Raw genomic sequence first — 11504 nt, 5'->3', positions numbered from 1 at the left:
GGGTGGAAGCGCAGCAATGCGTGCAGCTGACGAATACTAATCGGTCGAGGGCTTATCCTAAAAGTACCCCACAAAGTGAAGCTTAGACTTCCGGAGCATAGTCCGAATACTTTGCGGGGGCCCCAAAGAAACAAAGGAATGCAGCAGCTTAATCTTTCGTATCCAGTTTTCAGGGCGCAATGCCTTGAAGGATAAGGGTTGGATCTTTTCTGAGGCGACTCGGGAAGCGATTCAGCGAAAAATCCAGTTTGGTGGCGATGGCGGAGGGGAACCACGCGTTCCCATACCGAACACGACCGTTAAGCCCTCCAGCGCCGATGGTACTTAGACCGCAGGGTCTTGGGAGAGTAGGACGTCGCCAAGCACAGAAGACCTGTCACAATTTACTGTGACAGGTCTTTTCTGTATGTATGGCGACTTCTACCTCTCTGTAGGGAGAGGTCTGAACCTTCCGATCGAAGCAACTCGACGAAGGTGGCCGTCCTTACGCCGACCGGGATGCGCAAGCTGCGAAGCCAATTCAATCCGGTGCGGAATGGCCGTCGCCAAGCACGAGGAACCTACCGCAGGTTTGCGGTAGGTTTTTTGTTGTTCATGCGAAGAAGAAGGCGACTTCACCCCTCTCCCGGGAGAGTAACTGAAGCTTCTTATCATCGTAAGTCGGAGAAACGATAGATTCGTGAAAACGCTTAACGCATATTTTATTTGAAAATATTTTAGAACTAAAATATAATACATTAGCAGCATAGAAATCGTTAAGGGTGGGAGAGAGAGATTATGAATCAGGAAGTTATGCAGAAAGTTCGCTTTTGGCCCGTCATGCTCGCCATTTTCATCGGGTCCTTCTTGTGCGTGTTGGCGTCGGCGAGCATTAACCTTGCGCTCGAAATATTCACGGTGCACTTTCATACGACGCTGAGCTCCGTTCAATGGACGTTGACCGGCTTCATGCTTGCGATGGGTACGACCGCGCCGATCGCCGGCTACTTGGGCGAGCGCTTCAGCTATAGAAGGCTTTATTTATTTTCGCTGATCGGCTTCACCGTTACTTCGATCCTTTGCGCATCGGCATGGAACGAAGGCTCGTTGATCCTGTTCCGCGTGCTTCAGGGCGCATTCAGCGGTTTGATTATTCCGGCGACGATGTCGATTATTTATCAAATTATTCCGAGGGAGCGCCAGGCGATGGCGATTGCTTTCTGGGGACTATCGGCGATGCTTGCTCCGGCCTTCGGGCCGACGATCAGCGGATGGGTGCTGCAAAACTGGGATTGGCAGTGGCTGTTCCTTATGAACATTCCGATCGGCCTGATCGCGATCGCGTTCGTATACGCTTATATTCCTTATTATCGTCTTAATGTGCCTAAGAGCTTCGACCTGCTCGGCTTTCTGACCGTTATCGTCAGCAGCTCGTCGCTGCTGCTCGCGCTTGGGCAAGGCCACGCTTGGGGATGGAGCTCATGGAAGGTGCTGACGTTGTTCGCCGTCGGAGGCATCGCGCTCATTCTATTCGTCTGGCGGGAGTTAACGGCGGAGACGCCGCTGCTTAATCTGAAAGTATTCAAGAACGGCCGATTTACGCTCAACGCGATCATCGCGAACATCATTACGATCAGCTTGTATTCGGGCACGCTGCTCACGCCGGTATTTTTGCAAAGAATCCAACATGTCTCCGCGATGGACACGGGGATGATTCTGCTGCCGGCCTCGCTTGCGATGGCGCTGCTTATGCCGTTCGTCGGCAAGCTGTACGGGATTATCGGCCCGCGCTGGCTCATGGCGTCCGGCATTCTGCTCCTAACAATCGGGACGCTTGCGTTAAGCTGGCTTAGCCTTGACGTCTCCCATTCCTACGTCATCTGGTGGATGACCGTGCGGAACATCGGCATCGCCTTCGTCGTCATGCCGTCCAGCAACGCGGCGATGGAGCAAATTCCGGCCGAGCTGTCCGGCCATGCTTCGGCGATTTCGAACTGGACGCGGAACGTCTTCGGATCGTTCGCGATCGCGATTTTTACGACGATGCTCGCGTCAAGATCGGTTGCGCACGCGACCGATTTCGCCATGGCGGGTGACACCGACAGGCTGCATATCGAGATGATGTCGTTCACGATGAGCGTCAACGACGTCTATGTCGTCGCTACTTTGGTGGCGGCCGTCGCCCTCCCGCTCAGCCTGTTCGTCGGTAAGGTGAAGCAGCCGAAAGGCGGCAAAGCGGCGGAAGCCGGCGCGAGCAGCCAGACGACCGTAAGCGAGGGAGCCAACTAATCCGCCTCAAAAAAAACGCGGGAGCCGGCGCTATGCTAGCTCTCGCGTTTTTTGCCGTTATAGATCGCATAAACGGCGGCGATTCCGGCTATCGTAATTATCGTGGTCACAAAGCTGCCTTCCACGCCGAAGGAGCCGCCGGACAGCGCGACGGGGCCGGACGCCGTCGATTCGATTACGGACGGCACGTTATCGGTACCGGACACGCGGAAGCCGTACACGTACCCCTGAAAATAGTTCCACGTCAGGTGAAGGCCGATCGGCAACCAGAGCCCGCCGCTAGCTTCTCGCGATACCGCGAGCAGGACGCCCGCCAGCCATAAATTGACCATCGGGAGCGGCGATTCGAAGGAGCCCGGATTGAAGCCGTGCATAAGGGCGAACAAGATCGAGCTGACGACGACGGCGGTAATACTGCCATAGTGATACCGGATCAGTCCCTGCACGTATCCCCGCGCAAAAAATTCCTCGTAAACCGCCACGGCGGCATACAAAACGGCTCCGTCCAGCAACGAAAGGATAACCGTCCGATTGAAGCCGATCCAATGCCACTCGGCTCCGCCAAGCAGCCAAATTAGCGCGGCAGATGCGCTCATCAATAGAATGCCCGCCAGCATGCCGCGAACGGTCCAAAGCGCGGCGCTCTTCTGCATGAAGCCGAGCGGCCAGCCTCTCTTCCTCTCGAACAAGGCATACATGCCGAAAGCGGCGATCGTGAATACGATCATCTGGGCATAAATCGACCATTCGTCCGAAACGGCAGCCTCCAAGTCCATAAGGGAGGAGCCGGAGAATACGAAATAGGCGATAAGAACGATAACGAGCAGAACAATGACGATAACGATCGTGAGCAGCAGCTTTCCGATAATTTCGGCAGCGGATTTAATAGGTATTTCACTCCTTGGAATAATATAGGGAAGACCACCCGACCGAATAGATCGTAACATAAAAAACCCCCAAATTCATCATTTGGGGGTTCGTTGCAATCGGACTACGGATAACGCTTTATTAGAAGCGTTGTCCGCCAAGTTGGGACTCGGCGATTTGCACCAATTTTTTGGTGATGTAACCACCGATCGAACCTGCGTCGCGAGTGGACAAGTTGCCGTTGTAGCCGTCTTGGGCGAACGGAACTCCCAATTGTTGCGCTGCTTCCGTTTTCATTTGGTTAAGCGCTGCTTTTGCTTGAGGTACTACGAGTTGGTTGGACGAATTTCTTCTGCTCATTGATTATCACTCCTTAGTTGGATGTGAGGTTAATTTGTGTTGGAATGTACAGATTTATACAAGGCGATGCAAAAAACGCTTATGTAAATTTTGGAAGGATTTTGACGACCTAAATCGAATAAGTAAGAAGGAACTCGAGTTACGGAAGGAGCGTCAGCTTGAAAGACCATAAATCGTTTTCGAAGCAGCCGGAGGCGGCCATTCAGCGAAAATCGGAGGCACCGACAGGCCCGATGTCTCAGCCATACGGACCTTTAAACGGAGGCTTATCGCCCGAGCGCGTCATGCAGCTGCAAGAGGCAGCCGGAAATCGAGCCGTCATGCAGTTCGTGGGCGGCGGGCAGCCGGCGGGCGGAGCGGCGGCTCCGCCCAATTCGTTGACGGCATCCCCGCCCAACCGGACCGGGATGCCGGATCGGTTGAAGAGCGGACTGGAGTCGATGTCGGGAATGGATTTGTCCGATGTTCGGGTCCATTATCAGTCGCCAAAGCCGGCGGAGCTTGGCGCCCATGCTTATGCGCAGGGAAACGACATTCACGTGGCGCCCGGTCAGGAGCGGCACTTGCCGCATGAAGGCTGGCACGTTGTCCAGCAGCGTCAGGGCCGGGTAAGCCCGACCATGCAGCTGAAGGGGGAGGCGATCAACGATGACGGCGGGCTGGAACGGGAAGCGGATATCATGGGTACTAGGGCGATTCAAGCATCCTCTTCCGCGGCGACCGATAGTCCTCTTGACACAAGCGCCGACGGACCTTCCTCGAACGCGCCGGTTCAGCGAGCGCTCGTGCGGGACCAGGAAATATTGGACGAGCGCGGGGACACGTTTCGGTGGGGGAAATTTAAAGGGACGCGGGACGATGCCAATAGGAACCATGTCGGGCAAGAAGAGGGAAGAGGAACGAAGCTGACCGGCGGGCAGGATGCCAAAACGACGGTGAAGTGGAATCCGATCGATCCCGGCGCGGGCGAAGGAAAAAGGGTCGAGGCGATCGTCGGGCCCGATCACAATCTCGGCACGTCGCCGAGCCACGCGAATGCGAAGGCGCGCGTCAGCGCGTTTAAAGCGCTGTCCGGCAAATCTTATATTTCAGGCCATTTGATGAACGAGAAGCTGGGCGGCCCCGGGGACGACCAGCGAAATTTGACCGCCATATCCGGAACCGCCAACACGCTGCAAAGCTCGAACATCGAAAAATTCGTCCGCGACCCCGTCAACGAAGACGGCGATTGGTATAAATACATCGTGGACGTCGAATACAGTAATGATTCAGCTATTTATAAGAATAGCAGCGCAAGGCTGAAGGCGTACAATAAGCTGGACGTTCAGCCGACGGGAGTTCAAATATCCAATCACAGCAACACCGAGAAGCTGGTGCAGGTACGATACGCCTCCAAGCTTACGGCGAATTGGTACCACCTCAACACGGCAGGCGGCAGGTACGGGGCCGAATACAAGAAGAACATCACGATCGATTCGCCTCTTGACGGAGGCAAGGCGGAAGTGGTAGAGGATGACGGCGAAGAGATTGTTGCGCCTAGGCCCGACAAGAAAACGCGGGGAAGAGCCGCCCGGACGGAGATCGATCCCGAAGAGCTCGTGCTAACGACCAGCAACTTGCTCAAGAGCGTCATCGAGAACCGTGAAGGTCTGATCGCGAAGCTCAATGAGGTGCGCGGCGACAACAAGGAGCTTTCCGAGCTTATCGCAGAGCTGGAGCAGCTCGTCGCTGAAGGGGAAGGCGAGGCGATCGAGCTTCGCGACATCGTCTACGACTATGGGTATGATTGGGGCTATGATCACGGTTACGCGTCCTACAACGAGGAGATGGATAACTATCAGGACAACGGCCAGAACGGCCCGTACAGCGAAGGATACGCAAAAGGGTACGACGAAGGCCTAAGAGACGCGAAGCAGTACGAGATCGGCCACCGGCACGGGCGGGAGGACGGTTATTACGAGCAGGGGAACACGGAATTTTCCAGATACTACGACTTATACGATAATCAATCGTATCGGGACGGCTACGATAAGGGCGACGCCGACGGAAGATACGATTATTGGTATGAGCAGGGCGAGAAGGACGGCATGCGAAGCGGACTCGAGGATGAGCCGAAGGCGTACGCGAGCAAGGAGGACGGCTATTCCGAAGGCTATGACAACGCGTATGCGGAAGGCCTTCGCCAAAGCCTATTCGCTCCGGGCAAGAGGCCGATCTTCGAGAATATCGACCTGGCTTACGACGAGAGCGCGGCAAGCAAAAGCGACATCAGCCATTTTCCGGGCACGACGATCGTGCAGCTCAGCGGAAAGGGCTTGATCATCGCCAATGAGAAGTGGTACTTCGTGGAAATGCTGTTCTCGACTCATCATGTGCTTCAGAAGTATATGAAGGACAATAAAACGCCGAGCGCGTTAATGAAGAAGGACTGGATCAGGCAAGGGAAATAAGGAGCATATGGACATGGCTGCAGGACGATGCCGCAGTGCTTAGTCTGCAAGGGGCCCAGGTAAAATCGGAGGGCCTCTCTTTTTTGAAAAATGTTCTTTATTAAGAACGTCGTTAATGGTATATTAGCCATATTATTGAATATGACGGAGGTCCCAGGGCGATGAAAAGAACAAGCGACTTTAATCCGGATACGATTCCTTACCTGCTTCGGAAACGGGCTGCCGATTGCGCCAACGACGTGGCGTACAGCTTCCCGGCCTATAACCAGCATTACGCATGGTCGACGCTCTGGCGGGAGGTACGTCTCCTCGCTAAGGGCTTGCTGAAGCTTGGCATCAAGAAAGGCGATGCCGTCGCCGTGCTCATGCCGGGCAGGATGGAGACGATCGTTTCGATGTTCGCCGCGGCTTGCGTGGGAGCCGTTATCGTGCCGCTCAATACGTATTCGAAGAAAGAGGAGCTCCGCCATTATTTGGAGGATGCGCGCCCGGCCGCGCTTCTGATGGCGACGAAGGGAAACCGCCTTCATTACCCGGCGATCCTGCAGGAAATCATCTTCGAGAACAGGCGCGCCGGCACGGACAGCTCGTGGCTGCCCGCGCATATTTTCGTGCTCGACGACGAGGAGTCAGCGGCCGCGCCGTTTCGTTCCTATTCGGATTTGTTCGCGCTCGGCTCGCTGGTCGAGGAAGAAACTTTGGCCGCCGCCTGCCGGGCGAATCGTCCGGAGGACCCGCTTATTCTGCTATATACGTCAGGAACGCTCGGCATGCCGAAGGGCGTTCTTCGCACGACGGCTTCCTTCCTGCTCAAAAAGGCGCAGGCGGCAGGACCCGGTCCAGGCAGCGCGCTGCTCTCCAAACTGACCGATCGGATCACGCGCTATTTCTCGGTCATGAATCTGCTGCCCTTGTATCACCTGGGCGGCTTCGCGACGCTGTTCACGGGCCTTAAAGCATGCAATATCCGCATCGTCATGCTGAGCCGTTTTCATCCGATCGACGCCTTGGCGGCGGTCCAGATGGAGAAGTGCAAGGTGCTGATCGGCACGCCGTTCATGATTCAGCAGATGCTGGCTTCGCCGCAGCGCCGCGATTACGATTTGAAGTCGGTACTCGGCATCGCCTTCACGTCCGCGGCGGTCAACAACGCGATATTGCAAAAAATGATGAAGCAAATCGATCTCCGTTTCTTCATGGTCAGCTACGGCTCGTCCGAGGCCGGGGCGGTCGCGAACGGCACCTGCTTCATTGAAAAGGGAAACAACGGGATTTTGCCGCTCCTCTACAACTTGTTGAAGCCGACGAATTTGCTTAGCGGCTTGCTCCGCTACCAGGATTTCGAGAAGAGCGAATACAGCATCGGCGGGAGGATCGACAAGGCGGTCGAGGTGAAAATCGTCGATCCGGATACGGGGCGGACGCTTCCGCCAAGCGCGCATGGCGAGATCGCGATCCGCAGCTACCGCGTCATGCGCTATACGAAGGAGAACAAAGAGCGGCCGTGCTTCACGGAAGACGGCTGGTACCGGTCGGGCGACCTCGGCTTCGTGGACGAGCGAAGGCAGCTGACGATAACGGGCCGGCTTCACCGCATCATCTCCCGCGGCGGGGAGAAGATTTCTCCCGTCGAAATCGAGAACGCGCTGCTTAGGCTCGGCGACGTGGCGGAGGCGCTCGTAATCGGCGTTCCCGACGAGCTCTACGGCGAGCAGGTATGCGCCTGCGTCGTCGCGAAGCACGGGGCGGCTTTAAGCGCCGACAAGCTGAGAAGCGATCTCGCGCCGCTATTATCCGCCTTCAAGCTGCCGCGGCATTTCGTGTTCCTGCCCGCCTTCCCGCTGTCGCCGACGGGGAAAATTTCGGTAGCGGAAATCAAGTCGCTCGTGCTCGACGGGAACGGAGCGCTGAGGAAACATGCGTAACTACTATCCCGGCATTACGATTTTTAAGCTGTCGGGCTCGTTGCTCGTCTTGTTCGCGCATCTGTTCCTGATCCGGTACATGGCGCAGATGCCGGCCCAGTCGCTCGTGCAGTTCGTCTCGCTCGCCACGAGGATCGTCGTGCCGTGCTTCTATGTCGTTGCCGGCTTTCTGGCTTACAAGGGCTGGAGCCGCGCCGCAAGCCCGAAGGGATACGTGGTGAAATACGCGGCCCGGATCGGAATCGTCTACGCTTTCTTTTGCTTGCTCTTTATCGCCGAGAGCATCGTGCCCAAGCTGATCAGCGACGGTCTGACCGCGGGCAATCTGTTCCTGCAGGCCAAGGTGCTGTTCATGACCTTCTTCCTGAACGGCCCGTTCATCCAATTCTGGTTCATCCCGCCGCTCGTATTCGGCGTGACCGCCGCGTACCTGCTTCTCCGCCGGCAGCGCGACCGCCTCGCCATGTACTTGACGCTGGCCTTCTTCGCGGCCGTCCAATTCGTATCCGGAAGCTTCCAGACGGCTGGTGGCGAAGCGTTCGGGGCGTTCGCCTTCTTGCAACCCGATCATGCCGAATATTTGGTTGCCTTCGCGACCCGGTATTTCGGCTTCGGCTTTACGTTCGTCGTTGCGGGCGCGCTGCTGGCCAAATACGAGGAGCGGTTTCTGAGCGTGAAAATAAAGCCGCTCCTGCTTGCGTCAATCGCGCTGACGGTGCTGGAGACGGCGGCATTGTTCCGGTATACGGAGTGGACGACCGATTATAAGCTGACAATCGGCGCGCTGCCGAATACGGTGTTGCTGTTTTACGGCATATTGCGCATCCGGAGCAGAGCCGCTGGGGCCTATCACAGGCAGATCAGTTTGTTCAGCGCCGTGACGTTTTTCACGCATATTTTGCTAATGAAGCTGAATCTGTATATGCTGGGCTGGAGCGTGGATAGCATGCATGTCTGGCAGGACCTCGTCTATCTCATGCTGACGCTGCTCGAATGCATCGCCATCACGGTCCTGATCGGGTTGAGCTCGAAGAGACTGCCTGCCCGGCAAGCCGGCAACCTGCCGTCCTAGTCTCCTTCCAACAACATGCCGGTATAGACCGGGATCGAACCGTTGCCGGCGTCGGACTCGATTTGAATGGCGCGGCGGCCGGGAACCGAAGAGGCGGGCTAATTCGCCCAATCCCGCTCGCCTTGTTCCTGCTCCTCCAAACGGAAATCGTCCGTTTTCTCGCCGTCCTCCCAGATCTCGACGAACAAGGCGTCGCAATTATCGAAATCGGCCGAACGCAGAGACAGCGCCTTCGCTTCGTCGGTACCGACGTACACGTTCTCCATGCCGTCCCCGCCGAACGATTGAATGACATAAATTTTCATCCGCCATAACCTCCTGTTCTTGCTTATTGGTGCAGTATACCATAATTCGCTGGAGCCCGTGCTATCGCATCGGGCATCCAGGCCATATAATGGATGGAGAATCGCTATTCGCGGAGGTGAGAGAATGGAGCTTTATTTTAATGACAATTTTTTCAGCGCGGGAATAACCGATATTATGGACGAGGAAGGCATGAAGGTCGGGACCGTCGATTTGAAAAGCGCGTTCGGCTCGTCGCTCGACATTTACGACGCTTCCGGCGCGAAGCTGTACGAAGGGAAATTTCCTTTCTTCTCGGGAAAATGGCGGATAACCGGCCCGGATGAACGGTTGTTCGGCGTTCTGAGGGTAAGAATGAGCTTCTTCTCGAAGCGCTACGAGTACGACGCGGGGGAGAGGGGGGTATACGAGATCACCTCGCCCGCCTTCTCGAAGGAGTACGAAATCGCGGACGACAGCGGGCAGCCGTCGGCAAGCTTCGCGAGAACGAGCGGCTGGCTGCAGTCCGGCGCCTTCTGCTTGAACAACCGCTCCGGCCGGCTGGACAGCTATGAGCTCGTCGCCGTCGTGATGGGCGTTCACGCCATCCAAAAAGCGGCCAGCAACGCCGCCCATTAAAACGAAGAAGCGCCAGAGGAGAGAGCGAGCCTTTCCCGCCGGCGCTTTCGGTTAAAAAGAACGGACTCTGCCCCGATGATTGCGGGATGATAGCAAGCGGCCGCCGAAACCATCTTCGGCGGCCGCTCTATTTGGATATGGAATTAGGATTGCTGGGTAATCGATAAGCCAAGCCCTTCCGCGACGCGCTGTCCGTATTCCGGATCGGCCTTGTAGAAGTGGCCGATCTGCCGGAGCTTGATGTCGTCGCGCTCGACCGGCTTCATGGCGGCTACGATCGTCTCGACGAGGCGGGCGCGCTCCTCCTCGCTCATGAGGCGGTACAAATCACCGGCCTGCGTATAGTGATCGTGATGATCGTACGCGACGCTGTCGGCATTGCCGGATACCGCGTAGGCAGCCGGCTTGTTCTCCGGCGTTTCCGTCGGTCCGCCGTAGCTGTTCGGCTCGTAGTAGAGGGAAGCCCCGCCGTTGCCGTCGGCTCGCATCTGCCCGTCGCGCTGATGATTATTGACCGGCGCGAGAGGACGGTTGATCGGCAGCTGGTTATGGTTGGCGCCGACACGGTAGCGGTGCGCGTCCGAGTAGGCGAACAAGCGGCCCTGCAGCATTTTGTCCGGAGACGCTTCGATGCCGGGCACGAAGCTGCCCGGGGAGAACGTCGCCTGCTCCACCTCGGCGAAGTAGTTCTCGGGATTGCGGTCGAGCACCATGCGGCCGACCTCCTGGAGCGGATAATCCTTCTGGGACCATACCTTCGTCACGTCGAACGGGTCGAAGCGGTATGTATCGGCATCCTCCAGCGGCATAATTTGCACGTACAGCTTCCAGGCCGGGAAGTCGCCGCTCGCGATTGCGTTGAACAGGTCTTCCGTATGGTAATCCGGATTCTCGCCGGCAATTTTGGCGGCTACTTCGTTCGACAGGTTTTGGACCCCTTGCTCGGTCTTGAAATGGTATTTCACCCACACCGCCTTGCCCTCGGCGTTCACCCATTTGAACGTGTGGCTGCCGAAGCCGTGCATATGCCGCAGCGTAGCGGGAATGCCTCGGTCCGACATCAGGATCGTCACCTGATGCAGCGACTCGGGCGAGAGCGACCAGAAATCCCAAATCGCGTTCGGGTTTTTCAAATGGGTTTGCGGGTGGCGCTTCTGGGTATGAATGAAGTCGGGAAACTTAATCGCGTCGCGTATGAAGAACACGGGCGTGTTGTTGCCTACGAGATCGTAATTGCCTTCGTCGGTGTAAAATTTGACGGCGAATCCGCGCGGGTCGCGCACCGTATCGGCGGAGCCGAGCTCCCCGGCGACGGTGGAGAAACGAATGAACATCGGCGTGCGCTTGCCGACTTCGGACAGGAAGTCCGCCTTCGTATACGCCGTCACGTCATGCGTCACTTGAAAATATCCATGCGCTCCGGCGCCCTTGGCGTGCACGACGCGCTCGGGCACGCGCTCGCGGTTGAAATGCGCCAGCTTCTCTAATAGGTGTACATCCTGGATCAACGTTGGTCCTCTTGAGCCTGCCGTCATCGAGTTTTGGTTGTCTCCGACCGGAGCACCCCAACTAGTCGTGAGCTTGTTCTTCTCAGTACTCATAATAGAATCACCTCATTAGATTTTGTATGATTGCGCCTCG

9 protein-coding genes and 1 rRNA gene are annotated in these 11504 nt (G+C 56.7%); 6 read left to right on the top strand and 4 right to left on the bottom strand.

Annotated features, from left to right (window positions below; translation table 11 throughout):
• Positions 1–247 precede the first annotated feature (247 nt).
• Both rrf and IDH41_RS29785 read left to right on the top strand, forming a co-directional pair.
• A 5S ribosomal RNA gene (gene rrf, locus IDH41_RS29790) occupies positions 248–364 on the top strand.
• 413 nt (positions 365–777) lie between these two features.
• Positions 778–2268: a DHA2 family efflux MFS transporter permease subunit gene (locus tag IDH41_RS29785; protein WP_190867749.1), complete on the top strand. Its 1491-nt coding sequence runs from the start codon at positions 778–780 to the stop codon at positions 2266–2268.
• Between the two features lie 35 nt (positions 2269–2303).
• On the opposite strand, the gene IDH41_RS29780 is transcribed toward IDH41_RS29785, so the two are convergent.
• Positions 2304–3215 (bottom strand): CPBP family intramembrane glutamic endopeptidase, encoded by a 912-nt coding sequence (locus tag IDH41_RS29780; protein ID WP_190867747.1) that lies wholly within the window; start codon positions 3213–3215, stop codon positions 2304–2306.
• 61 nt (positions 3216–3276) lie between these two features.
• Positions 3277–3495: an alpha/beta-type small acid-soluble spore protein gene (locus tag IDH41_RS29775; protein ID WP_190867745.1), complete on the bottom strand. Its 219-nt coding sequence runs from the start codon at positions 3493–3495 to the stop codon at positions 3277–3279.
• A gap of 158 nt (positions 3496–3653) precedes the next feature.
• Here IDH41_RS29775 and IDH41_RS29770 point away from each other — a divergent pair, with 158 nt between their 5' ends.
• The 3 genes from IDH41_RS29770 to IDH41_RS29760 all read left to right on the top strand — a co-directional run bounded on the left by IDH41_RS29770 (position 3654) and on the right by IDH41_RS29760 (position 8942).
• Complete coding sequence (locus IDH41_RS29770) at positions 3654–5945, top strand: eCIS core domain-containing protein (protein WP_223830182.1); 2292 nt, start codon at positions 3654–3656, stop codon at positions 5943–5945.
• Between the two features lie 161 nt (positions 5946–6106).
• Positions 6107–7870, top strand: a complete 1764-nt coding sequence (locus IDH41_RS29765; RefSeq protein WP_190867743.1) for a class I adenylate-forming enzyme family protein — start codon at positions 6107–6109, stop codon at positions 7868–7870.
• Entirely contained in the window at positions 7863–8942 is a 1080-nt protein-coding gene (locus IDH41_RS29760) for an acyltransferase family protein (protein ID WP_190867741.1), read from the top strand. The genes IDH41_RS29765 and IDH41_RS29760 overlap by 8 nt, the downstream gene beginning before the upstream one ends.
• Before the next feature lie 98 nt (positions 8943–9040).
• Here the strand turns inward: IDH41_RS29760 and IDH41_RS29755 are convergent, their stop codons facing one another.
• Positions 9041–9247, bottom strand: coding sequence for a hypothetical protein (locus tag IDH41_RS29755; protein WP_190867739.1), 207 nt, complete (start codon positions 9245–9247; stop codon positions 9041–9043).
• A gap of 124 nt (positions 9248–9371) precedes the next feature.
• On the opposite strand from IDH41_RS29755, the gene IDH41_RS29750 reads away from it, so the two are divergent.
• Positions 9372–9863: a hypothetical protein gene (locus tag IDH41_RS29750; protein ID WP_190867737.1), complete on the top strand. Its 492-nt coding sequence runs from the start codon at positions 9372–9374 to the stop codon at positions 9861–9863.
• Between the two features lie 143 nt (positions 9864–10006).
• Here IDH41_RS29750 and katA read toward each other — a convergent pair whose 3' ends face one another.
• Entirely contained in the window at positions 10007–11464 is a 1458-nt protein-coding gene (gene katA / locus IDH41_RS29745) for a catalase KatA (RefSeq protein ID WP_190867736.1), read from the bottom strand.
• Between the last annotated feature and the right edge of the window lie 40 nt (positions 11465–11504).

Source organism: Paenibacillus arenilitoris, assembly GCF_014705655.1.
In the GTDB taxonomy this organism is placed as follows: Bacteria; Bacillota; Bacilli; order Paenibacillales; family Paenibacillaceae; genus Pristimantibacillus; species Pristimantibacillus arenilitoris.
This window is presented reverse-complemented; position numbering and strand designations above follow the sequence as displayed.

What these genes read in the sequence shown, in the direction of transcription:
- IDH41_RS29785 (WP_190867749.1), top strand. Translation starts at nt 778, where the DNA reads ATGAATCAGGAAGTTATGCAGAAAGTTCGCTTTTGGCCCGTCATGCTC.
- IDH41_RS29780 (WP_190867747.1), bottom strand. Translation starts at nt 3,215, where the DNA reads ATGTTACGATCTATTCGGTCGGGTGGTCTTCCCTATATTATTCCAAGG.
- IDH41_RS29775 (WP_190867745.1), bottom strand. Translation starts at nt 3,495, where the DNA reads ATGAGCAGAAGAAATTCGTCCAACCAACTCGTAGTACCTCAAGCAAAA.
- IDH41_RS29765 (WP_190867743.1), top strand. Translation starts at nt 6,107, where the DNA reads ATGAAAAGAACAAGCGACTTTAATCCGGATACGATTCCTTACCTGCTT.
- IDH41_RS29760 (WP_190867741.1), top strand. Translation starts at nt 7,863, where the DNA reads ATGCGTAACTACTATCCCGGCATTACGATTTTTAAGCTGTCGGGCTCG.
- IDH41_RS29755 (WP_190867739.1), bottom strand. Translation starts at nt 9,247, where the DNA reads ATGAAAATTTATGTCATTCAATCGTTCGGCGGGGACGGCATGGAGAAC.
- IDH41_RS29750 (WP_190867737.1), top strand. Translation starts at nt 9,372, where the DNA reads ATGGAGCTTTATTTTAATGACAATTTTTTCAGCGCGGGAATAACCGAT.
- katA (WP_190867736.1), bottom strand. Translation starts at nt 11,464, where the DNA reads ATGAGTACTGAGAAGAACAAGCTCACGACTAGTTGGGGTGCTCCGGTC.